This window comes from Thiorhodovibrio winogradskyi (assembly GCF_036208045.1).
Classification (GTDB): Bacteria; Pseudomonadota; Gammaproteobacteria; order Chromatiales; family Chromatiaceae; genus Thiorhodovibrio; species Thiorhodovibrio winogradskyi.
Genome location: NZ_CP121472.1, coordinates 2,267,926 through 2,291,993, shown reverse-complemented (window position 1 = coordinate 2,291,993; position 24,068 = coordinate 2,267,926). Strand labels below are relative to the sequence as shown.

23 protein-coding genes are annotated in these 24,068 nt (G+C 63.9%); 3 read left to right on the top strand and 20 right to left on the bottom strand.

Features of this window, described 5'->3' with window-relative positions:
* Positions 1–181: 181 nt before the first annotated feature.
* From Thiowin_RS10170 to Thiowin_RS10100, 15 genes are all read right to left on the bottom strand, one after another.
* Positions 182–1,423, bottom strand: coding sequence for a tetratricopeptide repeat protein (locus Thiowin_RS10170; RefSeq protein WP_328987617.1), 1,242 nt, complete (start codon positions 1,421–1,423; stop codon positions 182–184).
* A gap of 46 nt (positions 1,424–1,469) precedes the next feature.
* Complete coding sequence (locus Thiowin_RS10165; RefSeq protein WP_328987616.1) at positions 1,470–2,180, bottom strand: energy transducer TonB; 711 nt, start codon at positions 2,178–2,180, stop codon at positions 1,470–1,472.
* 18 nt (positions 2,181–2,198) lie between these two features.
* A complete protein-coding gene (locus Thiowin_RS10160; RefSeq protein WP_328987615.1) occupies positions 2,199–2,600 on the bottom strand; it encodes an ExbD/TolR family protein in 402 nt (133 codons plus the stop codon).
* A complete protein-coding gene (locus tag Thiowin_RS10155) occupies positions 2,587–3,201 on the bottom strand; it encodes a MotA/TolQ/ExbB proton channel family protein (protein ID WP_328987614.1) in 615 nt (204 codons plus the stop codon). Before Thiowin_RS10155 ends, Thiowin_RS10160 begins: the two co-directional genes overlap by 14 nt.
* Positions 3,198–4,586, bottom strand: a complete 1,389-nt coding sequence (locus tag Thiowin_RS10150) for a MotA/TolQ/ExbB proton channel family protein (protein WP_328987613.1) — start codon at positions 4,584–4,586, stop codon at positions 3,198–3,200. Before Thiowin_RS10150 ends, Thiowin_RS10155 begins: the two co-directional genes overlap by 4 nt.
* Before the next feature lie 51 nt (positions 4,587–4,637).
* Positions 4,638–5,222, bottom strand: coding sequence for a DUF3450 family protein (locus tag Thiowin_RS10145; RefSeq protein WP_328987612.1), 585 nt, complete (start codon positions 5,220–5,222; stop codon positions 4,638–4,640).
* Positions 5,223–5,243: 21 nt separating this feature from the next.
* Entirely contained in the window at positions 5,244–5,483 is a 240-nt protein-coding gene (locus tag Thiowin_RS10140) for a hypothetical protein (RefSeq protein ID WP_328987611.1), read from the bottom strand.
* A gap of 165 nt (positions 5,484–5,648) precedes the next feature.
* Positions 5,649–7,457 (bottom strand): ABC transporter ATP-binding protein, encoded by a 1,809-nt coding sequence (locus tag Thiowin_RS10135; RefSeq protein ID WP_328987610.1) that lies wholly within the window; start codon positions 7,455–7,457, stop codon positions 5,649–5,651.
* Complete coding sequence (locus Thiowin_RS10130; protein ID WP_328987609.1) at positions 7,454–9,271, bottom strand: ABC transporter ATP-binding protein; 1,818 nt, start codon at positions 9,269–9,271, stop codon at positions 7,454–7,456. The genes Thiowin_RS10135 and Thiowin_RS10130 overlap by 4 nt, the downstream gene beginning before the upstream one ends.
* Before the next feature lie 78 nt (positions 9,272–9,349).
* On the bottom strand, positions 9,350–9,763 hold the full coding sequence (locus Thiowin_RS10125) for a hypothetical protein (RefSeq protein WP_328987608.1): 414 nt from the start codon (positions 9,761–9,763) through the stop codon (positions 9,350–9,352).
* A gap of 11 nt (positions 9,764–9,774) precedes the next feature.
* Positions 9,775–10,164 (bottom strand): class I SAM-dependent methyltransferase, encoded by a 390-nt coding sequence (locus Thiowin_RS10120; protein WP_328987607.1) that lies wholly within the window; start codon positions 10,162–10,164, stop codon positions 9,775–9,777.
* A gap of 177 nt (positions 10,165–10,341) precedes the next feature.
* Positions 10,342–11,343, bottom strand: coding sequence for a helix-turn-helix transcriptional regulator (locus Thiowin_RS10115; protein WP_328987606.1), 1,002 nt, complete (start codon positions 11,341–11,343; stop codon positions 10,342–10,344).
* Positions 11,344–11,417: 74 nt separating this feature from the next.
* Entirely contained in the window at positions 11,418–13,523 is a 2,106-nt protein-coding gene (locus Thiowin_RS10110; protein ID WP_328987605.1) for a TonB-dependent hemoglobin/transferrin/lactoferrin family receptor, read from the bottom strand.
* A 137-nt stretch (positions 13,524–13,660) separates the two neighbouring features.
* Positions 13,661–15,004 (bottom strand): FMN-binding protein, encoded by a 1,344-nt coding sequence (locus tag Thiowin_RS10105; RefSeq protein ID WP_328987604.1) that lies wholly within the window; start codon positions 15,002–15,004, stop codon positions 13,661–13,663.
* 123 nt (positions 15,005–15,127) lie between these two features.
* Positions 15,128–16,096, bottom strand: a complete 969-nt coding sequence (locus Thiowin_RS10100) for a sirohydrochlorin chelatase (RefSeq protein ID WP_328987603.1) — start codon at positions 16,094–16,096, stop codon at positions 15,128–15,130.
* A gap of 504 nt (positions 16,097–16,600) precedes the next feature.
* Here Thiowin_RS10100 and Thiowin_RS10095 point away from each other — a divergent pair.
* Positions 16,601–17,110 (top strand): GGDEF domain-containing protein, encoded by a 510-nt coding sequence (locus Thiowin_RS10095; RefSeq protein ID WP_328987601.1) that lies wholly within the window; start codon positions 16,601–16,603, stop codon positions 17,108–17,110.
* 741 nt (positions 17,111–17,851) lie between these two features.
* Here the strand turns inward: Thiowin_RS10095 and Thiowin_RS10090 are convergent.
* From Thiowin_RS10090 to Thiowin_RS10080, 3 genes are all read right to left on the bottom strand, one after another.
* Entirely contained in the window at positions 17,852–18,151 is a 300-nt protein-coding gene (locus tag Thiowin_RS10090) for a hypothetical protein (protein WP_328987600.1), read from the bottom strand.
* 96 nt (positions 18,152–18,247) lie between these two features.
* The gene (gene azu / locus Thiowin_RS10085) at positions 18,248–18,733 is read right to left on the bottom strand and encodes an azurin (RefSeq protein WP_328987599.1); all 486 of its coding nucleotides are present in this window, start codon (positions 18,731–18,733) and stop codon (positions 18,248–18,250) included.
* A complete protein-coding gene (locus tag Thiowin_RS10080) occupies positions 18,730–19,053 on the bottom strand; it encodes a c-type cytochrome (RefSeq protein WP_328987598.1) in 324 nt (107 codons plus the stop codon). Before Thiowin_RS10080 ends, azu begins: the two co-directional genes overlap by 4 nt.
* Positions 19,054–19,186: 133 nt before the next feature.
* Here Thiowin_RS10080 and Thiowin_RS10075 point away from each other — a divergent pair, with 133 nt between their 5' ends.
* On the top strand, positions 19,187–20,044 hold the full coding sequence (locus Thiowin_RS10075; RefSeq protein WP_328987597.1) for a hypothetical protein: 858 nt from the start codon (positions 19,187–19,189) through the stop codon (positions 20,042–20,044).
* A 176-nt stretch (positions 20,045–20,220) separates the two neighbouring features.
* Here Thiowin_RS10075 and Thiowin_RS10070 read toward each other — a convergent pair whose 3' ends face one another.
* Both Thiowin_RS10070 and Thiowin_RS10065 read right to left on the bottom strand, forming a co-directional pair.
* Positions 20,221–20,979: a hypothetical protein gene (locus Thiowin_RS10070; RefSeq protein ID WP_328987596.1), complete on the bottom strand. Its 759-nt coding sequence runs from the start codon at positions 20,977–20,979 to the stop codon at positions 20,221–20,223.
* 202 nt (positions 20,980–21,181) lie between these two features.
* Positions 21,182–21,706: a flavodoxin gene (locus Thiowin_RS10065; RefSeq protein WP_328987595.1), complete on the bottom strand. Its 525-nt coding sequence runs from the start codon at positions 21,704–21,706 to the stop codon at positions 21,182–21,184.
* A gap of 175 nt (positions 21,707–21,881) precedes the next feature.
* On the opposite strand from Thiowin_RS10065, the gene Thiowin_RS10060 reads away from it, so the two are divergent.
* Positions 21,882–24,065 (top strand): heavy metal translocating P-type ATPase, encoded by a 2,184-nt coding sequence (locus Thiowin_RS10060; protein WP_328987594.1) that lies wholly within the window; start codon positions 21,882–21,884, stop codon positions 24,063–24,065.
* Positions 24,066–24,068 lie beyond the last annotated feature (3 nt).

The following is a 24,068-nucleotide window of genomic DNA, read 5'->3' as shown; positions in this document are numbered from 1 at the left end:
GGATGTATTCCAACGCGCCGGCCAGGGGGGCGGCATCCTGAAGCGCATCCGGTTCGCCGGCGCGGGCGCGCTCGCATCGGGCCTGAGCCTGGTCACGCAAAGCATCGTTAGATGGCGTTCTGGTGTCGCGGTCGCCGGCAACGGCAGCCGCGTCTCGAAGCAGCTGCCCAGACCCGGCTCGCTATCCACGTCCAGCGAGCCGCCCATCAGACGCGTCAACTGCCGACTCCCTATTCAGGTCGGGCTGCAAGCGCAGGAACGAAAGCCACTGATTCGCCTGCTGATGTTGCCGCGGATAAGCCTCGGCCTCTTGCAAGGCGGCTTGTGCGGTATCACCATCCTTCGCCTTGATGGCGGCGATGCCGAGCAGGAGCCAGGCCCTTCCCGGGTCGGCTGGCCGACCGGCGGCCAAGGCCTGGCGATAGTTGGCGATGGCCTGGTTCCAGTGCCCTTGCTGGTAGTGGCAATAGGCCAGGTCCGCGAGTCGGTCGGGGTCGGTCCGCGGTTGTTCGGCGACAAGCGCTTCCAATTCCCGCTCCGCCTGCTGCCAGGCGCGTGCTTGCAGCCAGGCCGCGGCGAGACGTGCTCGATGCTGGGCGTTGTTCCGCGGGTCTCCATCGGCCAGCCCTTGTTCCAGCAACTCGGCGGCCTTGAGCGGCGCGTCGAGGTGCAGGTAGAGTCTGATCAGGCGGTCGCGTTCCTGTGCCGTCAGCGCCAGGCCCAGGCGTTCCATCGTTTGCAGGGTTGCCGCAGCCGCGCGCTTTTCGCCCAGTTGCAGCTGCAGCCGGGCCAGTTCCTGCCAGTAGCGGCGCTCGGCGGGGTACCAGCCCACCGCTTCGCGGGCAAGCGCCCTGGCCGGCTCCGGGCGCTCGGCTTGGCGATACAGCGCCAACAGATGGTTGATGTCATCCGGCGCGGGGCGGGATTTGCCCTGCAACAGCCGCTGCGCCGTCGCGATGGCCTCGTCATGGGCACCGGTGGCGGTCTGCGCCCGCCAAAGGTAGGAGGCGGCGCGAGGATAGTCGCCCGGATCAAGGCCGCGCAGTTGCTCGATGGCCAGTCGGGGACGGTCTTGCTTGAGGTAGAGCTGGCCTAGCAGGTAGCGAATGTCCTGTTGTTCAGCGCGCGTCAGCGCCTCGGAAGCGAGCGACTGCTCAAATGCTTGAATGGCCAATTCCGGCTGCTCGCCCTGGAAATAGGCCTGACCAAGAAACCGTTGCAGGCTGGCCTGCTCGTAATGGCTCAGAGGCTGGCGTTGCTGCAAGTCCCGCAAGGCGTCGATGGCCGCCGCGGGGCGGTTCTGCTCAAGATGGCGGATGACCTGTTGCAAGGGCGCCTGGAGCGCGGCGCCGATCACCGGCGCGGCCTCGACGCTGGCCGCGAGCAGCAGCACAATCAGCGGGAGAAATCGCTGTGGGGACATTCGCGAATGGTTCATCGTCCTGGCCTCGTCGGGCACCTCGGTGAAACTAGTTGCGGAGACTGAAGCGGATCTTTTGGGTCACGCCAGGAAAATCCGCCGCTTGTGGGCGGAAGCGCCAGCGTCGGATGGCCTCCAGCGCCGCCTGTTCGAAGACACCGGACGGATGGGCCGCGATCACTTGCGGGTCGCGCACCAGACCCTGGCGGGTGACGGTGAACCGCACCGTCACAGTACCCTCGATTCGCCGGCGCTTGGCGGTGGCGGGATAACTGGGCCGCGGCGCGGCGATGGGGCGCCGGTTGAAGGTGGCGGGCGCGGCGGGCTTGGGCGCGGGCGGCCTGGGTGTGGCAGCCGGCTGAGGCCTGGGCCTCGGCGGGCTGGCCGGCTGGGGCTGGATCGCGGGTTGCGCGCGCGGCTTGGGCTTGGGCTCGGGTGGCTGTTCCACCGCCGGCAGATCCAAGGGTCGGGGGTCCAAGGGCAGTTCGAGCGGCTCGGGCAGGGGTTCGGGTTCCAGTGGTTCGGGCGGCTCGGGGGGCTCGGGTCGCGGCTCCGCTGGCGGCGGGGGTTCGGTGACGGCTTGGGGCACTTCGGTGGCGCGCGTCGCGGGCTCCATCACATAGACGAGCTTGGGCGCGAACGGCGGCTGTTGCGTGTCCTGGGTGCGTGGGCTGATCAGGGTCTGCATCAGCCACACCAGCGTCAGGATGGCGGCCAAGGCGAGTGGCAGGGCGCCGAGGGTTCGCAGCAGCGGATGCATGGACGCGCGCAGCTCGGGCTAGGGGCGCTCAGCCGCCACCGCCACCTTGTCGATGCCGGCCAGGCGCAGGTGATCGAGCACCTGAACCAGCAATCCGGTATCGACCGAGACATCGGCTTGAATCACCGCCCCGCCGTGGGGATGCTCTTTGGCGGCTTGTTCCACCAGCGCTCGCACCGCCGCCAGCTCAACCTGGCGGCGGTCAATCCAGATGCGTTGTTGGGCATCGATGCCGATGAACAGAGTCGAGGTGTCACGATCCTCGGCGGTGGCCGCCACCGGGCGCGCGAACTCGACACCGCTTTCCTTGACGAAGGTGGCGGTGACGATAAAAAAGATCAGCATGATGAACACCACATCCAACATGGGGGTGAGGTCGATGCTGCTGTCGTCGGTGTCGAGGTGTCTACGGCGTCGCATGGATCACCTTGGGGGCTAGATCGGGGTTGTTGTTTGAGGTCTGCTCCGGAGGGTCTGCCGTCAAGGAGAATTGGTTGTCGATCCGGCGCAGCCGGCGCTTGATCCAGCTCTCCAGCAGGGCGGCGGCATAGAGCCCCGACAGCGCCATCACCATGCCCGCCATGGTGGGAATGGTCGCGCGCGAAATCCCGGCCGCCAAGGCGCGGGGGTTGGCGGAACCTGTCAGCGCCAGCACGTCGAAGACTTCGAGCATGCCGGTCACGGTGCCGAGCAGGCCCAGCAGGGGGGCCAGGGCGATCAGGGTCTTGATCAGATGAAAGTGGCGCCAGGCGCGCTGACGCAGCTCGCTGATTAAGCCTTGACGCACTCGCCGCGCATGCCAACTCTGGTGCTCGGCGCGCGCCCGCCACTGATGCTCGATCTCGCGCAGATCCTGCTTTTGGCCCCAGGCCAGATACAGCAAGTGCTCAAATACCAGAAACCACAGCAGCAAACCGGCTCCCAACACCAGCAGCAACACCGGCCCGCCGAGTTCAAGAAAATCCTGCAAATCGCTGATGCCCAGCAACCGCGGATGAAGCTGTTCCAGCACCGCGTTCATGCGTCCCCGGCCTGGCCGCCCTCCAGTTGTCGCGCCACCAGGGCGACGGCTTGTTCTTCCAGGATCTCCTCGATGCGCCGCCGGCTGCCGTTGGCGAAGCTATGCAGCAGCAGCAGCGGGATGGCGGTGATCAGCCCCAGCACCGTGGTGACCAGGGCTTGGGAGATGCCGCCGGCCATCAGCTTGGGATCCCCGGCGCCATAGAGACTGATGGCCTGGAAGGTGAGAATCATCCCCACCACAGTGCCAAGCAGCCCCATCAGTGGGGCGATGGCGGCGAGCAGTTTCAGCAGCGTCAGACCTCGATTGAGGCGCGGGGTTTCCTCCAGAATGGCTTGATCGAGCCGGTGTTCCATCAGCTCCAGATCGCTGCCGGGCTTAATCTCCTGGAGCGCGAGAAGTACCCGCCCGAGCGGATTGTTGGGCTGGAGCCGGTCAGCGCGCTCCAACTGACGGCGAACGCGCGCCAGGGTCAGGCGCAGGTGCAGGATGCGCACCACCGCCAACAACCCGCCCACCGCCGCCAGCCCAAGGATCAGATAACCGACCAGACCGCCCTGGCGCAAGCGTTCCATCAGGTTGGGCGTCTGCACCAGCAGGCCGAGGATGGCTCCGCGCGACGGATCGATGGCGCCGGTGATCACTTGCCCGGGCGCGGCCTCCTCGACCGCCCGGGCGGCCTGGCGGTAGCGGCCACCGGGTTGGCGCCCGAGTTCCCGGAGTGAGTTGTCCTCCACGCGGTAGTCGAGATAGCGCCCGGCATGCAGGGCGACAAAGGAACCAATGCGCGTGACCGCGACCCGCGCCTCGCCGCCGCTCGCCTGGATCACCGGCGCGGTGAAGGTCTTGACCTCGCTTTGGGCTTGAAGGGCTTCCAGCAGCGTGACCAGCAAACCGTTCAGTTGCTCGGGTTCCGGCAGCTGCTCGCCCTCGGCGAGCCGGGCGAGGCCCTCAGTGCGGCGCGGCTGTTCGGTGTCGATCAGTGAGTCGCGCAACTGGCGCTCAAGCTCGGCGGCCTGCTGGCGCGCCACTTCGAATAGGCCGGCGTAGGGGCCCAGGCGATCCGTCAAAGCCTTGCGCGCTTGGGCGACCTGGGCGGCGAGCGCCTGCTGGCGCGCCTCCAGGGCATCGACTTGTTCTTGCTGGGCCTCCACGGCGTCCTTGAACGGTTGGTATTCCGCGGCGATGGCCTCCCACTGCCGCTCGAAGTCGGCTTCGCGCGCGGCCTGGTGCTCGCGTGCCGCCGCTTGCGCCTGCTTGGCCTGTTCGATCAAGCGCGCAAGCTCCGGCGTCTCGGCGGGTGCGGCGGGCGAAAACGTCAGGGTCAGCAGCAGCGCCAGCAGGGCGTGGCAAACAGGGCGCGACAAGCGGGGCATGGGTTTCATGAATGGGTTCAACATCAACGACGGATCCAAAAGCAACAGCGACGGCCGGTTCTATTTGCGCAGCGGCGCCAGCACCAGATCGGGCGGCATCTGCTTGCGGGCGATGCGAATCGCACGGCGCACCTCCCGGTTGAGCGCCGGCTGCAACGGCCGCCAGCCTCCCGCTTCCCGATTCCACCAACCGCCGCGCGCGCCATCCAGGTGCTGGTAAACCAAGGCCACACGACCGTAACGCAAGTAAGTGACCCAGGGTCGCTCGTCCGCTTGCTCTTGATTGTCCTTTTCCTCGGCGGCATCGGCGTGATCGGCATTCCCGTCTGCGGCCACAGTCCCAATCAGCTCGCCGTCATAGGCCTCGATGTTGCGCCCGTCGTTCAATTCGTGCTGGTAGGCGAGCAGGATCTGGCGTAACCGTTCGGCCGGCGTCGCATCCGGGCGTTCCAGCAGCCGGCCGAGTTGCTCGACGCGCTTGAGCCGCGCCGCGCGCCGGAAGGGCAGATCGGCGCGCACGAAGGCCTCCAAAGCCTCCACCAGTTGGCGGAGAAAGGCGTCGAGATCCGCATCCGGCGGCACGCGACGCAATTGCCGCTCGAGCCTCTCCAGGGTCTCGGCCTGGCGCTCGAGATCCGCCGTCAAGGCCTGCTCGCGCCGCGCCAGTTATTGCTGGCGCGCCAGCAGCGTCCAGTACTCGTCACGCATCTGGCGGGTTTCCGCGTCCAGCTGTTTGATGGTCTGCTGCGAGGCGATTTCCTCGTTTAGGGTTTCAAGCTCAACAGCCTGAAGCGTCTCGGCACGCGCCGGAGTCTCGGCGCTGGCCTGGGAGCCGGCGATCACCAAGGAGCAGACGAACAGCGCGAGTGCGAAGCGATCAAACCATGGGGTAACAGAAGATAACATAAGATTCCTGAATAAAAACACAAACAAGATCTATTCGCAAGATAAAAGACATCTGATAGTCCATAACATAAAGGCTGCGTTGCGGAACACGACCTAACGCAGCGAAACGTCAAATTCGCTAGCTGCGTCTTATATGAAAATTATGATGTCCATAAGCAGTCCCTCTTAGCTCGGGGCGGAGGCGGTGCTTGCCGCGCATCCCAGCCGCCAGGTTTTGACCGCCTGCTGGGCATTCCACATGGCGCGATAGCGGCCGCCGGCGGCGAGCAGCTCGGTGTGACGACCGCGTTCGACTAGGCGCCCGCCGTCCAGCACCAGGATCTGATCCGCGGCGACGATGGTCGAGAGCCGGTGAGCGATAACGATCACGGTCTTGTCGCGCACCAGAGTATCGATGGCCCGCTGCACCGCCAACTCGCTCTCGCTGTCGAGAGCCGCGGTGGGTTCGTCGAGGACGACAATGGGGGCATCCTTGAGTAGCGCGCGGGCGATGGAAATGCGCTGGCGCTCACCGCCGGACAGGCGTCCGCCGATATCTCCCAGTCGGGTGTGCCAGCCCTGGGGCAGACGTTCGATGAAGTCGAGACACTGGGCGGCGCGGGCGGCCGCCTCAACCTCCTCGTCCGCGGCCTCTGGGCGCGCCATGCGGATGTTGGCCAGCACCGTGTCGTCGAACAGGTAGACGTCCTGGAACACCACCGAGACCATGGCGTTGAGCGCCTCCGGCGGGATCCGGCGGAGGTCGACGCCGCCGATGGTGACGCGACCTTCCTGGGGATCGGCATGGCGCAGCAGCAGGCGGGTCACGGTGGTCTTGCCGGAGCCAGATGGTCCGACCAGGGCGGTGAGGCGGCGGGCCGGCAGGCTGGCGGTGAAGGCCCGCAGCGCCGGCTCGGTGGCCTCGGCGTAGCGGAAACCGACCCCTTCGAAGGCGACCTCGTAGCTGGCCGGCCGCGCGGCGGGCACCGCTTGGGGCAGGGGCGGTACCGCCAGCAGGGCCGCGATGCGCTCCAGGGCGGTTTCGATCAGTTCCAGAATGGCGGTGTAGAGCACGAAGGTGGCCAGCGGCTCGGCGTAGCGGGCAACGATGACGAACACCGCCGCCAGCACGGCCAGATCCAGGCGGCCGCCGACCACCCAGGTCACGCCCAGGGCCAGGATCAGCAGCAGACCCAACTCCACCACGCTGGCGACCACCAGGCTCGGACGGGCGCCCTGGCGGTGGTTGTCAGTTTGTATTCGCTCCAGATGGATGAAGCCAGCGCGCAAGCGCTCGGCCCCTTGGCCGGTGCAGCGGGCGGCGCGCAGCACCGGCAGGCCCTGGGCGTACTCGACGAGGTCGGCGCCGATGCGCTCATGGGCCTGCGCCAACTGACGCATGCCGCGGCCGAAGGCCGGGCGGCGCCAATGGTAGAGGGGCAGGATGGCGGGAAACAGCAGCAGCAGGGCCAGAGTCAGGCGCCAGTCAACCGCCAGCAAGGCCAGCGCGGTGGTCAGCGGTGTGATCAGGGCGATGAAAATAAGGTTGAGGATGGTCAGGCTGTAATGGAGGTTCTCGTCCACATGACCGAGCAGGGTGGCATGAAGTTCCCCGGCCCGCTTGCCTTGAATCGCCTCCAGCGGCATGCGCCGCAACTGCTCTCCCAGGCGGGTGCGCAGAGCGTGGGTGGCGGCGGCCATGCGGCCGGTGTAGTCGAAGCCCTGGGCTTGCCAGCGCAGGGCGGTGGCGGCGGCCATCAGCCCGGACATGGCGATCAGCCAAGCCAGAGCGGCCTGGGGGTTCGGCCGGCTCAGCACGGCGACGAATAGGGGCGCGATGCAGGCCAAGGCCAATCCCTGCAAGGCGGCAGCCAGCGCCAGGCCAATCAGGCTGGCGCGCAGGGCCGGGGCATGGTCGCCGACGCTGGTCAAGAGCTGCCGGTAGGTCTCGCGCCAGGGGGTGATGGGGCGGGGACTCTCGTGCGCGCTGCTCATGGAGTTACTCCCGCGGTCGCGGCAACTTGCTCGCCCAACGCCCAATGCTGGGCGCGCTCGTAGCCCCGCCAAAGACGGGCGTAGGCGCCGCCAGCCGTCACCAGTGCCTGGTGGCGACCCGCTTCGGTGAGCCGGCCCCGGTCGAAGACCAGAATCTGGTCGGCGTCGCGGATCGTGGCCAGGCGGTGGGCCACCACGATCACCGTCTTGCCGCGAATCAGGGCCGATAGGGCCGCCACCAGGGCCGCCTCGTTCTCCGGGTCGGCATGGGCAGTGGCCTCGTCCAGTACCAGGATCGGGTGGTCCTGCAGAATAGCGCGGGCGATGGTGATGCGCTGGCGCTGCCCGCCTGACAGAAACAGCCCGCGTTCCCCGACCGGGGTGTCATAGCCGCGCGGCAGGGCGGTGATGAAATCATGGGCCTGGGCCGCACGCGCCGCCGCCTCCACGGCGTCCATGGCGGTCTCGGGCAAGCCCAGGCGGATGTTGTCGGCGATGCTGCCGGAGAACAGGAAGGTATCCTGAAACACGAAGGCCACCTGGCCCATGAGGGTATCGGCCGTCATCTCCCGCACGTCGGCGCCCCCGACCAGGATGCGCCCGGCGGTGACATCCCAAAAGCGCGGGATGAGCTTGGCGACGGTGCTCTTGCCGGCCCCAGACGGGCCCACCAAGGCGGTGACGGCGCCGGGCGACACACTGAAGCTGACGTCCCGCAAGGCCTCGGCGTCGCCCTCGCCATAGCGAAAGCCGACTCCCTCGAAGCGCACGCTCGCATCGGTTGGGATCTGCGCGCGGCCCGGCGCCGGCGCGGACTGGATCGGCAGCGCCATGACCTGCTGGATGCGGGCGACGCTCAGCTTGACCTTGTCCACCATGTGTTTGAGCATCATCATCGGCAGCATGGACTCGGCCATGCCGGTGCCGACCAACAGCACCGCCAGCCAATGGCTGAAGGCGAGACTGTCGTGCCAGCTAAACCAGACCCCCAGCCACAGCAGCACCGCCAGGGTCGGCATCGGATTGAGCGTCGCCATGGAGAAGCGGGCCGCGAAGCCGGCGTCGCGATACCAGCGCATGACCATGTCCAGGTAAGCTTCCAGGGCGCGCTGGTAGCGGCCGAAGGTGGCCTGGCCGCTGTCGAAGGTGCGCACCACCGGCATGGCCTGGACATATTCGATGATGGCCGCGCTGACCCCTTCGCGCGCCGCGTTGTAGCGCCGCGTCATCTCGGCCTGGTCGCGCAGCGCCAGGCTCAGGACGCCGAAGCCAAACACCAGCACCGCCGTGGCGCCCAGGGCCAGGCGCCAGTCCAGCCACAGCAGTACGAAAAAGGTCGCCACCGGGGTCGCGTAGGCGCGAGCGTAGAGGGGCGTGCTGTCCGCCACGAACACATGAAGGGCCTTGATGTCATCGTACATCACCTTGCTCAAGGCGCCGGCGCCCATGGCCTGGACGTGGCCCATGGAGACCGATCCCAGATGCTCGGCGAGCTGCGTGCGCAGGATGGTCTCCAGCCGGAAGGCGGCGTAATGGGACTGATCGAATGCGATCAGGCGCAGAGAATAGGCGGCGGCGGTGCAGGCCAGCACCGCCGCCATCGTCGGCCAGGGCCAGACGCCGGGTGCTTCCAGCAACCTGTGCACGGTGAAAGCCAGACCGCCCATGGCCCCCAGCCCAAGCACCGCGGAGCCGATGGCCAGGAGCATGGCGAAGCGGATTTGGCCGCGCACCGGGTTCATGATCGACCAGAGCGCGGCCCGGCCTTGCACCGGCGGGGCCTCGGCGGTCGGGGATTGGTCGGCGGGGATCAAGGTTGCAACCTCCAGTTCAGGGACAACAGGAGGTTTTGATGTTTCATTACGGTTTCCTTAAACAACGAATTGCGAGACTTAGGCGCCCGTCTCGCTCCGGGCGCTAACGACCTGCACAATGCTGGGAACCCCTTTGCGCAGCTCAGGGACCTTGGCTATCAGCGGAAAGAGCGCCCAAGGAAAACCACGAAACCGGCGGTAAGGCTGCCACCGAACGGATGCGATCCGAGGACTCCAACCGCGCAGTAGCGGCTCGATCTCATCGCGATTCACACTCCATGTCATATCTGGTACACGATAATGCTTGGTTTTCCAGAGCCCTTGCATTGTTTTGCGTGAGAACCAGCGCGGGATGGCGTCGAACATCAGCTCAACACCTGGAAATCGCTCCACTATCGCGGTCAGGAGCTGACGGACCTCGCTTTCCTCGAAATACATGAACAACCCCTGAGCCGTGACGAAGACGGCCTCGGACGTCTCAACCTCATCCATCCACGCGAGGTCTAGCGCGCTTTTGCAATGTAGCGACAACGCTCAGTCGGCGCGAGGAAAAGCTTGCGCACTGCGATGGCTTCTGGGACGTCGACGCACAGCCAACGCACCTGCCCATTGTCGATTCGTTGGAACTGGGTCTCTAGCCCGCAGCCGAGTTCGACCACCGTGCCACCTGGGTGCGTCTGCATCCACTTTGAGACGACTTCGTCGAACATCGCCGAACGGGTCGCGTGCGAGCCATCCGGACGCCCGAAGCTGCGCTCATAGTCATAATCGATCGCCCGGTAGAGGCGCGCGGCCTCCTCGTCGCGGATGAAACCGTCGGGGCACAGGGCCTCGCTGGCCCGGTTGTGCAGCGTCCAGAGCAGCGTCTCCGGAACGCCCGTTAATTCGATCATCGCGTTACTCCCGTTCGCGGAACCCTGGTCGCGTCCAGTCGGTCACGCCACTGGAATCGCAATACATATGCGGATTATTCGCGTTATGTAGCCTGGCTGTCTCGTCGTGACGGGAATAGCCTTGTTCGGATCGGGAGAAAGGGACGCGGGTGTCAAATCCGACGCCGCGATGGGCCATCAGCGCCGACGAGGGCGAACCAGCGTCGAGGGCAGGCAGCCGAACTGGCTCTTGAAGATCGAGGAGAACCAGCCGAGATTGGAAAAACCCACGGCCAGGGCCGCTTCCTGGACGCCATAGCCTCCGCGTTCCAGCAGTTCGCGGGCCTGCTCCATGCGCCGGAGGCGCACATAGGCGCCAATGGTGTGGCCGAATCGCTGACGAAAGCCGGCCTTCAAGTAGCATTCGTTCAGCCCCACCCGGCGGGCCAGCTCGGCGATGGTGGGCGAAGCTGTCAGGTCGCTGTCCAAAATGGCGCGCGCGTCATCCAGTGCCGTGTGCAGACGGCGTTCGCGGCGCTCCGTGCGGGTCAAGCGGATGTCGCCTTCGGCACCGAGAAGGCGGGCGAGCAAATCGAGCGCCAGGGATTCGAACTGAAGACGACCGCAGAGTGTTGAAGTGTCGACCGCGAGAAACCGCAAGGCGAGCGCCCGAAGATCATTCCACCGGCCCGAAAAGGGTTTCAAAGTCGGCCTGGAATCTTCCAGGACAGCCCGCAACGCCTGACTCAAGGCTTGCGGCGCTTGCTCACGCCAGTGGCCGAGCAAGGAGTCGCTGACATCGATGGAAACACCACGCATGAACTGCCGCGCTGGTTGCGCATAATGCATGGCATCGACCCGACCGGCGCGCACCCAGATTCGATCCGCGCGGATGCGCTCGAGGAAATGCAAATCCGGAATCGCCAGATCGAATTCGCCCTCCACGAGCGGGCTGGCGCCGAGAAAGGTCTCCAAATGGCAAAAAGTCGCCTGATGCGCGCGTTCGAGCCGATAATCGCAGCGCCCCGCCAACAGGCCGTTATCGAACATCAAATGCTCCAGGTAGCCGGTAGCCGCCACCCCGATGCGTTCGTGGCGTGGTCCCGGCGTCAGGAGGCCGGCACCATCCACGGCGTGAAACGCGGCATCCTGAAGGAACACGGTTCGGTACTCATTGAGCATGGATTCAAAATAGCGCATGCACGTTCAACCCAAGACCTTGAAAATAACTCACGGATGACGTCAGTCACGCGGGGACTGGTCATCGATGGACATCAAAACCGATACGCCAGCGTCAGTTTGATATTGCGCCCCGGGCCTGGCAGCGCGGAGAGATAGGGCTGATAGTCGGCATCGAGTAGATTATCCACGGCGAGATTCAGGCTGGGACCCTGGCCGCGACCCGACGCCGGGTTCCAGCTCAGCCACAGATCATAGAGCTGGTAGGCGTCCGAGGGCGTGCCGCCTTCCGGCACCCGATTCTGGGCGGCCACCAGTCGGGCGCGTGCGCCCAGATCGATGTCGCGCATTGGAAAACGCAGTCCGGCCTGCAGCGTCAATTGATCGGGCTCGATCGCCGACAGAGGCTCGCCGCTGTGGCGATCCTCGCCGCGCGTTTGACCATAGTTCGCGTTCGCGAACCAGCGCGGGGCTTGATAGCTTGCCTCGACTTCAAAGCCTTGGAGGCGGGCCGAGCCGACATTGACGAAACCAGTCACGCCGCCGCGCCCTGGATTGCCTGGTACCGGGTGCATGCTGAAGTCAACGATCTGGTCGATGAAGTCATCGACATCGTTGCGAAACACCGCCACGCGCAGATCGCCGCGATCCGCCGGGGTCAGCAAGCCGTCGCGATGCAGGCGCAGGCCCAACTCAGTGTTGTGCGCTTTTTCGGGCTTGAGGTTCGGATTGGGCACGAACAGATTGGCGCAGCCCGGTCCGCAGGTGAAGTGCACTCCCGAGACGAACAGCTCGCTGATCGAGGGCGCGCGGAAGGCTTCGTTGTACAGGGCTTGCAAAGACAACCAATCGGTCAGTGCGACATTGACACCGAATTTCACCCAGAATGCGCTGTCTTGGTTATCGGCGATATCGGCGGCATCGGCTTCGCTGCGATAGTTGTCCCAGCGCAACCCCGGAATCAGCGTCCAGCGCTCGCCGAGCGATATTTCATCCTGTAAGTACAAACCCACCACCTGGGTGCGTCCATCCGGGTAGCTGTCGCGCGCCTCTCCATCGCGTGTCGCCTCGGCGCGATTGCGGTAGGCGTCCAACCCCATGGTCAGGACATGCGACCAGGGTCCGTCGCCACCCAGCAGCGCGCGATTGCGCAGATCCAGGCCCAGGGTCTCGAAGTCAGTCTGGTCGTGGCGCCCGTCAAACAGCCGCCGCTCGTCAATGTCGGTGTGATTGCGATACAGCAGCAGCGACGGCTGCAGCCAGGTATTGAGCGGCTGCTCGCGCTCGTAGCGCAGCGCGATATGTGACTGGCGGGTGGTGCGATCGACCAGATTGTCGTCCGTGGCCTCGGTCTGCGGGTTCGAGGGCACCTCGCCATCGATCTCGCCGGCCAGCACGCTGATCCCGAAACCGTTGCGCCCATCCGGACGCCAATTGACCTTGCCCAGACCGGACAGCTCGCGAAAACCGGAATGCGCTAAATCCGCCCCGTCACCAAGGCGCATATCGCCAGCCTGGCGACCGCTCAGGCTGAGCAGTCCGTCCCATCCCTGATCGTTGGCGCCATACAGCATCGTGCTGCCCAGCCATTGTCCGTCGCCATCCTGATAACCGGTTTTGACGCGCCCGCCCAGCGACTGGCCGGGGGCCAACAGCTCGGCGCCGTCCAAGGTTTCCAGCGCGATCACGCCGCCGAGCGCGCCGCTACCCCAGAGCGCCGAGGCCGGGCCGCGCACCACATCGACCTGGCGCAGCAGCTCGGGGTCGATGAACAGGCGCGCGTTATGAGCGCGACTAAAGTCTTGACGCGCCCCATCGAGCAAGAACAACAAACGCTCGTCGCTCAGGCCGCGCACCGCGATCTGCTGGCCGATACCACGTGGCCCACCCCCGATTGCGACATTGGGCAGACCCTTGAGCACTCCGCCAAGGTCATCGGGCTGAAACCGCTCGAACTGCTCGCGCGGCACCACGCTCACCGATTCTGGCAGGGATGCGAGGGCGCGCTCGCTTTTGGTGGCGGTGACGGTGAGGGTTGGCAAGATGGCTTGGGAATCAGTCTCCGCCCGGGCCGGGCCGAGTGGCACGCTTAACCAGATACCAAGAGCGAGGCCGACAAACCAGCGCGGTATCTCACAACGCCGAATCTGGCCAAGCATGCGTGATTGGTCAAAAGCCCCAGGTTGATTGACACGGATCATGGCTAAATCTCCAAAAAAACGCCCAAGCAACCAGCCAACTCCGAGGCGCTGGCGGTTGCATCGGGCCAATGCCACAACGAGAGAAAACCAAGGCAGCCAAGGGAACATTCCGCATGATGGCGCTGGCTCGACTGCTGCTATTTATTACACGATATGTTTTTATCACGGCCTGGCCGCATCAGGCTTGCAAGCGTATCCAGCGCCTCGCCGGTCGGGCACAGCAGGCGACACCACAGCATGGGGATCCAGGCACCCACCCGCAGCACCAGAAAGAGCGCCAGCAAAAACCACGGCGAACCGGCATCGAAGCCAAACAGATCGGGAAACAACTCGAATCCACGCCAGTGCTCGAAACCGGCGAGAATCCCCACAATCAAGACCAGCGTCAGCAGTCGGCGCAGTTGGCGCATGCGTCGGTTCGACAACGGCCAGCGGTTCAGGCGTGAGCCGCGATCCCAGCGCGCGACCCACCGCTGTGCCTGGCCGAAGGGGCAGATGCGCCGACAATAAGTGTTGTCATCCCAGATCGCGCCCAGCAGCACCAGAACCAGGTAAAGGGTGGCAAAGGCCGACAGAGTGACGCCGAACAAAGGCTGCATCAGCGTCACATAGGTGAAGGCGTCGTTGAGCAGCAGCCCGAGCACACCGATCGCCAGTAGCCCGTGCAGCCGCCAGTCGGCGCCACTGAGTGCCCCGCGTCCTTGCCAAGCCAGCACAAAGAGTCCAAGCAACAGCAGTGCATGGCCGATCCACGCGTTCGACAGCCGCGCCACGACCGCGAAGCCGCGGGGCGATGCCTCCAGATAGTCGCCAAGCGGATCCTCGGCGACGGCGACCAACTCGGTCAGCCCCGCGGCGAGGGCGCGGGAGGTCAGGGTCGCGCCGCTGACCGCGTCGACGCGATGCTCGGCCCGATCCACGGGCAATCTGCTGAAGCGTGCATAAAAGCCGGCGTCTGCGAGCTGGCGCAGGTAGCTCGGCGTCTCGCGGGAATCCAGATGCACCAGCTTGCGGATACGCCCCTGCTCATCAACATACACGCCAAGCTCGATTGGGCCGGCGAACCCGCGGACGCGGCTCTCAAGCTCGACATTGTCCAGATACAGGCCGCGATAGCGTCCCCGCGCATCGCGACGTTCGACAACACTGTGCTCCGCGCCTGGACGCAGATCCAAGCGATGCGCATCGGGTTCCTGGGTGCGCGCTCGGCGCAGCAGGGCCGCGCCCGCCGCGTCCGAGAGCACCGGATCATTGCGCGCGTCCACAGCCAACCCGAAGGGGGCCGGTGCTGGCGGCGACCGCCCCAGCAGCCCATGGCCCTCGCCACGCCAGGTCGGATCCTCGGTCAGGCCATGCGCGGCGGTGAATCCAATGTCGCACCCAGCACCCTCGCTTGCGTCGAGCAGACAGGGCACTTGATGCGCGGGATCGGCCAGATATTTAGGTGGCCGCGGGTCCTCGCCGCGTTCGGTGGTTTGCAACCCGAATCCAATGAGCGCGGCAGCAAGGACCATCGTGGCGAGCCAGCGCCGCCATAACCTGATCACCCGATGCTTGCTGATCATCGCCGTTGACATTTGGGTATGGCGCTGCAATGCGCCCGTTTAGGACTCCACCAGTGTTTGCTGGACGATGTCGAGGATCCACCGATGCAGATTCTCGTCCGGCAGAATGGCGTCGGGCCGGTAAAGGATGTCGTCGGAGCGCGGACTTTGCTCCACGGCCGCGCCGATGACGTCGTCCTGGAACATGGGATCATAGGCCACCAGCAGCGGCAGCACTGCGGCCCGGGGTTCCAGCTCCAAGACCTGCTCGATGGCGCGCTGGGTTGGCTCGGGCGAGTAGTCAACCAAATGTCCGCACCAAGCGTAGGCGACCGTCTCAATCCCAAGCTTGGCCTTGAGCGCCCGGCCAAGTTCGCTCATCAGTTCTTCCCACTGCTGGTTGTAGCGGGCATCGCCATAGGCCACCAGCACCACACCAGTGTCCTCGGGTTGTTCGATCAGCCGTTCGGCGCGCGCGGTGACGTTATCCTTGAGCAGGGTGGTGAAATCCAGCGTCGGCACCAGGGTGACGCGCGCCTGGGGTCGGTAGATGGCGATCTTTTCCTTGGTCAGACGCTCAAGGGTTTCGGGGTTGGACTGCATGCCGACGATGGTCGGGATGTCATTCACCGAGTGCGAACTCACCGTGAGGAACACCGGCACCAGGATGATGGCATCGAAGTCCTCGCGGTCGAAGGCTTTGAGCTGGGTGGTGATCGAGGGCTCGCTTTCTTCCATGAAGGCGCTGCGCACCGCCTCCACCTCCGGCATGTCCAGCAAGGGTTCGCGCACCGCCTGCTCGACATCAAGGAGCATCTGGCGCCAGCGCTTGGAGCGCGACCCATGACTGACCAGCAGCACGCCGACCTTATCCGTCGGTTCAACGCCCAGGGTGGCGCTGGATGCTTCATTGGAACAACCAGTCGCGCCACCCAGCAGCAAGGCGCATATCAGTGCCAGTGCCAGTGCCAGTGCCAGTGCCAGTACCGGCGCCGGCGCTGATCGAGAATAACCACGCCATTGGATCATCGAATGTCTCCCTTGCAAATTGCGGTTAATGACTTCAACAACGCACCCTGGCTGTGAAATCGCGTGCCCCGGCGGCGCCGAGTTCTCAAGCCAGAGGGTGTCTGCCGCCACCTTGGATCGGGTGCTGCTCGATCTTGTGCCGGCTTGCGGCCAGGGCGTGCGTGGAAAAGGGGTTGGCGGTGGTTTGCGGATCGGCAGCGGGCATGGCGAAATCTCCTGTGACCAAGGGTCATGACAGCATAACCAACAAAATGCTTTTTACGAATCATTCGCGTTTAGAGTACTGTGCCAAATCATGGCTGTCAAGCCGCCTTGCCGACATGTCACCGTTTTTTTACCCCGCCACTGGAGTCCAAGCGATGCCAACCCTGCCCACCACCAGCCGCAAACCCCCAAGATGCCCGGAATCAAGCAACTCTCACGCACGCGTCAAGGCCCTTCCATGCTCACCTCGGTCGTCATTGTTGGGCTGATGCTAGCCGGCCTGCTGTGGGTGGCGACCGCGTGCTCGCCCGACTCGGCGCCCTGCTACGCGAGCATGCGCGCGAAACCGACCTCGCGGCGCGCCTCGGCGGCGAGGAATTCGCGCTCATCCTCCCGGCCACGACCAAGGCCGACACCGGCGCCTTTCTGCGGCGCTTGCGCGAGCGACTGCATGACACCGAGATCCTCCTCGACGACGGGCGCGGCCTGCGCATCACCGCCAGCATGGGCTACACCATCGCCAATGATCGGGAGTTGGCCACTGGCGCCGAACGCCAGGGCGCCGGGCCCAGTTCCAGCCAGGAGATCCTCAGACGCGCCGACGAGGCGCTTTATTGGGTCAAGCGCAACGGTCGCGACGCGGTGATGGCCTGGGATGACCTGAACCTGGCGAGGAGATCCTTGATGACCGGCCAGAAAGCCAAGCCAAAACACCAGTCAACAAAGCCGGCCCATTCGCTCATCAAGGCCACCCTGGGAGTGACCACGAACAGTCATCAGACTTTCCCCGGAGAGAAGTGCACCGCATGAAACACAGTCATAACCACATACGGCTGGATGACGCCGAGTCCGGCAGTCCCCAGGCACCCCCACCCCAGTCCGCGCAACCAGCATGCAGGCTGCGGGAGCGGCTGTGTGCCTGGCTGTGGGACGGCTTTCTGTCCGGACCGCCTTCGCGGCGCTACTGGCGCTGGGCTTTGTTGCGGGAACTCTCCTGTAAAAAAGACGACTGCGTCATTCGATCTCGGCAAAGGCCGCCATCACCGTCCAGAAACCAACCAGACCAAGATCTGTAGTCAGGATGTTTGTGAGCACGCACTTGTTGACAGAAGGCATTTTGACTGCTACCTTCATATTATCGCAAATTGATCGTATTCTGTTTTGTATTTTTCACGCAAATCATCATGTGGCGTCATGACATGGCATTTCACAAATCAAAACAGGTTGTCACCTGCATCCAGCGATTCGCTTGTTGCACTGCCATGCCGCCTGCACCGAATCGCATCGCATCGCAATCATGCGCTATATGTATAGAATCATAGGTGCCTCTGACAGCTTTCTTGACGACTAAGGCTGTATCACGAATTTTTAACTGTTACTTCACTCTTCAGCAGACCAAGCTTCCGAGGCACTTAAAGCATGCACATCCGATTCACATTTCTGATCTCGCTGTCCCTGATGCTAACCAGCGGTCCTGGTCAGGCCGAGCCTGTCATCAGTCCTGATCACACCCTCAGTCGCCCAGGCTTCCTTGTCGGTGAGCTGGTCGTTCTACCCCACCCGATGCGGATTATCGTCGACGCCCCGGATCGGTTTGGAATCAGGCCGGAACAAATGGATCGTCTGCACCGAGAAGTTAGGGAGGTTTATCCACCCCAACTTCATCCGCGTGTGCAGGCGGCGTGGCAGCTTGAAAAAGCCATTTACCAGGCAGTGATTGAGCGGGGCAAAAATGCCAGTGCGGTCGCGGATCAGCTCGACGAACTGACGCGCTTGAAGCGCGAGGCCACTGATATCCGTATCCAAGCTCTGAATCGTTTCCGCGCCATTCTTGAGCCCGAGCAGTTCCAAGCGGTGATGGCGGCAAGCGCGGAAGCGATAAAGCCCCATCCATGACCATTAGGAACCCAAGCAGTACCACTGCGCGGCGGAAACTCACGCGCAAAATCAAGGATGGAGAATGAAACGCCCGGTCATCACCGCCCAATGCCCGGGAAAGCTGCAAAAGTAACGATAATCTTCTCCAGGGGTGAGATCGCGTGGCGAAAACTCTACTCGAGCCTGCTCTCCAGGGCCGATCATGGCCGTGTGTGCCACAACCCGATGGTCTCCGGGACGAAGATAGTCATTGACAGAGCCCGCCGCCATCCCGTCAAAAGCAATGCCGAGCACATCCTCGCCGCGCACCAGCACCCAGTTCCGACCCATGGAGAGCTTGGGAAGATGGCCGTGATGGCGCAGGGTCAGTTCAATCGTGGAGCACTCGGCGCTGGCGTGCAGTTCACCCACCGGAAACCTCATGGAATCATCGACATCCATGACAAACTGGCACGTCGCATTGAGATCCAGGCTGATCCCCGCGGCGAGCGCCATGGCGAGGGTGCGCCGCACCGGCGCGCCACGCCTCGGCACAAACCCAACCCAATGGCTCATAGACTGAGCACCCATTCCACCAGTTTGCGGATGTTCTCATCGCTCACTTGGGGGGAATTTGGCGGCATGGGCACCTCGCCCCAGTTCCCCGCGCCGCCAGCCTTGACCTTGGCAACCAGGGTAGCGACGACACTGGGATCACTTTTGTACTTGGCGGCCACCTCCTTGTAAGACGGGCCGACAATGCCCTGATCGACGCCGTGGCAGATGGTACAGCCACTTTGTTGGGCGAGTTCAAGATCGGCCTGCGCTGGCCCGCCCGCCGCCAAGGCCAGGCCACCAACCAAGATCCAATGGAGACGAACAACAGAAGTCTTCATGCGACATTTCCCACAGTCAGGTTAAGCAGAATCCGCGCAAAATCATTAACGCGAATGCTTCGCATTTTGTTATTATGGTGCTGGACTTGTCAAGTCGCTGACCGTCATTGCCTCATCGCCAAGGAGTCGAACCATGTCGAAGATCGCGCATCTCTTTGCTCGCACTCCCGCTCGCCATCGCCGGGATCGACCCCTGCCCCGCATGCCTGTCCGCGGGGCGGGTACAGGCCTTGTCCTTGCGCTCTGGTTGTGCCTCGGTCTGGTCGCGCCGCTGGCGCCCGCGGTCGCCGCCCCTGAGTTGAAATCCGACGGTGGCTGGCTCGAATTCGATGTCGATCCGCGGCAAGCTCGCGTTCAAGGCCGCATGATTCTGTTCGGCACCCACAGCGACAGCGGCACCGTTTTCGCCACCCTGCCACCCGGCACCATCGGCCAGGTTCAAGTAGCCTTGCAATGCATGGCCGTGGCCGCCTTACAGCAGGACGACCAGTTGACCATTCCACTCGGTCGCTGCCCGGCCCAGGGTTGTGCGCTTGAATTGCGCTGGACCATGGATGCCGCGCGCTGGTCGCCGAAGGTCAGGGTTTCCCGACTCAACGCTGGCGGCTATCATCTCGCCGCCGCCGATGTGCTGCCCCGGCTGACGGCCGCGCCGCATCGCCGTTCCCAACCAGGCTCCCAACCAGGCTCCCAACCAGGCCCTAGCCTCGACCAAGCAACCGACGTCCCGGCCGATTGGCAATGGGTGGTTCGCATCGCCGACGGCCGCAACACGATAACCACCAGACGCGGGAGCATCCCCGGGATGGCGGAGTTTGTGGATACCTGGAACGCCGCTCCAAAGCCCAAGGTGCAACACATCCCGGTGACCACGCCGGATCACCGCCGGGCTCTGGCACTCGAACTGCCCCAAGCGAACCATGGCCGACTCCCCTCCTCGAAGCCCGCTGAATTGCCCATCGTCAATCCGACCTCTTGCACGGACTGCTGATCGCTACCAAGTCCCCGATGCGCCCGCGCCGATTTCATGCTGCAACCTCCACCCAGAACTAGCCAGCGCGTGCTGGTGGTCGATCATCTCTGGCTTCCTTGAGCACTTGCGCACACCACCGTGACAGGCGCTCCTCGGTCAATTCACTTTGGTTGAAGCGCCTCGCCCACGCCGGCTCAGGGCCAGAGTTTTAGGATGCCAACAATCAGACCGCCGGTGCCCATGGTGACACCAAACGACCAGCGCATGAAGTGATCCATGCGCAGTTGCAAAGCGCGGATGTCTTGCTGCACGCCCTCAAAGCGCTTGTCAACCTGCTCGAAGCGTTTATCCATGTCTGCTTTCATCAGCTCAAGGCGTTTGTCAACCTGCTCGAAGCGTTTATCCATATCCGCTTGCATCAGCTCAAGGCGCTTGTCAACCTGCTCGAAGCGTTTATCCATATCCGCTTGCATCAGCTCAAGGCGCTTGTCAACCTGCTCGAAGCGTTTATCCATATCCGCTTGCATCAGCTCAAGGCGCTTGTCAACCTGCTCGAAGCGTTTATCCATATCCGCTTGCATCAGCTCAAGGCGCTTGTCGATCTGTTCGAAGCGTTTGTCGATCTGCTCGAAGCGCTTGTCAACCTGCTCGAAGCGTTTCTCGACCTGTTCAAAGCGCTTGTCCATGCTTGACTGCATCAGCTCAAAGCGCTTGTCCATGTTCGCATGCATCAGCTCGAAGCGCTTGTCCATCTGGTTGAAGCCTTCGCGCATCAACTCGCGCTGGTTTTTCAGTTCATCATCAACCCGCACCATCCGCTCGCGCAGTTCAATCTCATAAACCACCGGCGGCTTGCCGAGGCTTTGCTCAGCCAACCAGGCGCTGATATTTTCCTTCACATAAAGGCCAATTTCCTGCTTGATATGATTCAGATCTTCTTGAGCAAGGGACATACTTCAACCTCCTTGGTGAAAGCAACAGGGAGTGCGCGGGGCGCGGAAACCGCCCAGCGCCAACGTCATCCGAAGTCTCTCGAATATGGGCGTGTTGCGGTTCGCCGTCACCATCGCCCGGGCAATCCCTGACAGGAATCATAATCCTGCCCGCCTTGGTGGGAAACTCGCTTGATGCACGCGTGCGAGAGGTTCCGGCGGTTTAGGGTCCGAGCATGACCCTGGTTTCCTCGAGCACTTGCGCGCACCACCGCGACACCCGCTCCTCGGTCAATTCGCTTTGGTTGTCTTCATCAATGGCCAGCCCGCACAACAGACTCTCAGCAATCAGGGCACGCGAGGCCTCGTAGTCGTAGCCCTCATCCGACCAATGACCAATGGTATCCGCGCCGCAATCGAGCGCCCGTTCGTGCAGAATGCCGATGGCATCCACAAATTTGTGCGCATAGCCCTCTTGGTCGCCGAGTCCGAAAATGGCCACGAGCTTGCCACGCAGGTCGACGTCATCCAGTCGTGGCTCCAGCAGATCCCAGTCGTCCTGCAATTCGCCATCGCCGTAGGTCGGGCAACCCCAGACCAGCAGATCGTAATCCTGCATGGATTGTGCATCTTGCAGCGAGGCGACATTGATCAGCGTGATTTCCTTGCCACCAAGCTGCCTGCGAATCAGACGTGCCACGTTTTCAGTGTTGCCTCCTGTCGAGCCGTAAAAGATGCCGATATTCATAAGGATTCCCGTCACGAGATAACCAAAGGCCCACGTTTGACCGCATGGCTTGCGATCACCGATTTGCGCGAGCCGCCGAAAAGGATTATAAATAAGAATTGTTGTTATTTGTAATTTTTTGATGCGGCTTCGCTTTTTGCTGTGCTGAATCCGTGTTATTGAGAGCCTCTTTTTCATGATCCGTGTGCAACACTCTCTTCCCGGTCGCCTGCGGCTGCGCATTTCAATCCTGCGGCACAATCCCTTACTCGGCGAACGACTCAACGCCGGTTTGCTAACACTCGACGGCGGTGTGCGAGTGCGGATCAATCCTGCCTGCGGCGCCCTGATCGTCACCTGGCAGCCGGATCGTCTCCGGCGCGAGGAGATCGAAGCCTCCCTGCACGCCCTCTTGGGCACGCCCATTCCAGCCGCGCACCCAAGCCCGCGCCGCATCGCTTGCCGCGCCTGTCGCCAAGGCGTCGGTTCAACCCGGCAAGCCGCAGTTGGCCGCCGCTCCTGGCTGTGGCGCCTGCTCGGCTTTGCCCTGCTGACCGGCTATCTGTGTGTCATCCTGGTGCGCGAGCATCTGCTCAAGCGCCCGCTGGCCGGCGGCGCGATGAGTTTGACTGGCGGCGTGGCACTCATCGCCGCCGTGCCGCTGCTGCGCGATGCCTGGTACGAAACCACGGTCGAGAAGCGCTTCACCCTGCATCAATTCCTGGCCTTTTCGCTGTTGCTGGCGATCGGCTTTGGCGAGGCGGCCACCGCCTTCGAGATCATCTATGTGCTCACCGGCGGGCGGCTGCTAGAGCGATTCGTAGCCGAACGCTCACGCCGCGCCATCCGCGACATGCTGGCGCTCTCCATCAAGGATGCCTGGGTGCTGGTCGATGGCAGCGAGCTGAGGGTGCCGGTCGCCGAGATCCTACCCGGCATGTTGGTGGTGGTGCGCACCGGCGAGAAGATCCCGGTCGATGGGCGAGTCGAAGACGGTCAAGCCGAGGTCAGCGAGGCGGTGATCACCGGCCGTGCCGAGCCGGTGCTCAAGAACCGCGACGACATGGTGTATGCCGGCAGCTATTTGGAACAGGGGGTGCTGCGGGTGCGTGCAGCATCGGTCGGCGAGCACACCTATCTGGCCCGCATCGCCGCCTTGGTGGATCAGGCGCTGGACGACAAAGCCCCGCTGCAAGAGCGCGCTGACCTGCTGGCCACGCGCCTGCTGCGTCTGGGCAGCTTGATGACCTTGGGCACTTTCGTGCTCACCCGAAGTCTGACGCGCGCCTTTACCGTGATGCTCATCATGTCCTGTCCCTGCTCGACGGTGCTCGCCGCATCGACCGCAGTCAGCGCCGCCATTTACACCGCCGCCCGGCGCCAGATGCTGATCAAGGGCGGCGCCGCGCTGGAGCAGGTCGGCCAGGCGTCGATCTGGTGTTTTGACAAAACCGGCACCCTGACCACCGGCGCGCCGGAAGTGGCCGAGGTGGTAGCCGATGATCCGCGCGCCCTGCTGCATTGGGCAGGTTCGGCTGAATGGCACAATCCGCACGCGCTCGCCCATGCCATCGTCGCCCATGCCCAAGCACTGGAGATCGAACTGCAAGAACACAGCAAGAGCGAGCATCTGCTCGGTCACGGTGTCAAGGCCGAAGTCGATGGCCGCCAAGTGCTGCTCGGCAACGCCCGGCTGCTGGCCGAGGCCGGTATCGACTCCCGGCCCTTGGCGGCGGCAGCGGATCGGCTGCGCGCGCGCGGACTGACGCTGGTCTATCTGGCGCTCGATGGCGTCCTCCAGGGCGTGATCGGCATTCGCCACCAATTGCGCTCCGGCACACGCGAGACCATCGCCCGGCTGCGGGCCGCTGGGGTCGAACACCTGGTTCTGATCTCGGGCGACGAGCGCGGCGTCGCCGAGGGGTTGAGCCGCGAACTGGGGCTGGATGCCTGTCACGCCGACTTGCTGCCCGAGGACAAGGCCACCGTGGTGCGCCAGTTGCGCGCCGAGTCCGGCGGCGCCATCGTGATGATCGGCGACGGCGTCAACGACGCCCTGGCGCTATCGGAGGCCGATGTTGGCATCGCCATGGGCGCCGGCGGCTCGGAAGTCGCCGTCGAGGTGGCCGACATCGCACTGGCCGACAGCGACATCGGCAAGCTGTTCGCCCTGCGCCAGCTCAGCCGTATCACCCTGCGCACCGCCGATCAGAACTACGCGCTGGCGGTGGGCACCGATCTGATCGGCATCGGCTTCGGCGCCCTCGGACGGCTCAGCCCGACCATGGGCGGGCTGATCCACATCCTGCACACGCTGGGCATTCTGGCCAATTCCTCGCGCTTGCTGCGGGTTGATCCATCTTCGACCTGGGATGTCTGAGCG

Bases quoted from the DNA above. Each gene is read 5' to 3' on its own strand.
- Thiowin_RS10170 (WP_328987617.1), bottom strand. From the start codon at position 1,423: ATGTCCCCACAGCGATTTCTCCCGCTGATTGTGCTGCTGCTCGCGGCC.
- Thiowin_RS10165 (WP_328987616.1), bottom strand. From the start codon at position 2,180: ATGCATCCGCTGCTGCGAACCCTCGGCGCCCTGCCACTCGCCTTGGCC.
- Thiowin_RS10160 (WP_328987615.1), bottom strand. From the start codon at position 2,600: ATGCGACGCCGTAGACACCTCGACACCGACGACAGCAGCATCGACCTC.
- Thiowin_RS10155 (WP_328987614.1), bottom strand. From the start codon at position 3,201: ATGAACGCGGTGCTGGAACAGCTTCATCCGCGGTTGCTGGGCATCAGC.
- Thiowin_RS10150 (WP_328987613.1), bottom strand. From the start codon at position 4,586: ATGAAACCCATGCCCCGCTTGTCGCGCCCTGTTTGCCACGCCCTGCTG.
- Thiowin_RS10140 (WP_328987611.1), bottom strand. From the start codon at position 5,483: ATGTTATCTTCTGTTACCCCATGGTTTGATCGCTTCGCACTCGCGCTG.
- Thiowin_RS10135 (WP_328987610.1), bottom strand. From the start codon at position 7,457: ATGAGCAGCGCGCACGAGAGTCCCCGCCCCATCACCCCCTGGCGCGAG.
- Thiowin_RS10125 (WP_328987608.1), bottom strand. From the start codon at position 9,763: ATGGATGAGGTTGAGACGTCCGAGGCCGTCTTCGTCACGGCTCAGGGG.
- Thiowin_RS10120 (WP_328987607.1), bottom strand. From the start codon at position 10,164: ATGATCGAATTAACGGGCGTTCCGGAGACGCTGCTCTGGACGCTGCAC.
- Thiowin_RS10115 (WP_328987606.1), bottom strand. From the start codon at position 11,343: ATGCGCTATTTTGAATCCATGCTCAATGAGTACCGAACCGTGTTCCTT.
- Thiowin_RS10110 (WP_328987605.1), bottom strand. From the start codon at position 13,523: ATGATCCGTGTCAATCAACCTGGGGCTTTTGACCAATCACGCATGCTT.
- Thiowin_RS10100 (WP_328987603.1), bottom strand. From the start codon at position 16,096: ATGATCCAATGGCGTGGTTATTCTCGATCAGCGCCGGCGCCGGTACTG.
- azu (WP_328987599.1), bottom strand. From the start codon at position 18,733: ATGAGCCATTGGGTTGGGTTTGTGCCGAGGCGTGGCGCGCCGGTGCGG.
- Thiowin_RS10080 (WP_328987598.1), bottom strand. From the start codon at position 19,053: ATGAAGACTTCTGTTGTTCGTCTCCATTGGATCTTGGTTGGTGGCCTG.
- Thiowin_RS10075 (WP_328987597.1), top strand. From the start codon at position 19,187: ATGTCGAAGATCGCGCATCTCTTTGCTCGCACTCCCGCTCGCCATCGC.
- Thiowin_RS10070 (WP_328987596.1), bottom strand. From the start codon at position 20,979: ATGTCCCTTGCTCAAGAAGATCTGAATCATATCAAGCAGGAAATTGGC.
- Thiowin_RS10065 (WP_328987595.1), bottom strand. From the start codon at position 21,706: ATGAATATCGGCATCTTTTACGGCTCGACAGGAGGCAACACTGAAAAC.
- Thiowin_RS10060 (WP_328987594.1), top strand. From the start codon at position 21,882: ATGATCCGTGTGCAACACTCTCTTCCCGGTCGCCTGCGGCTGCGCATT.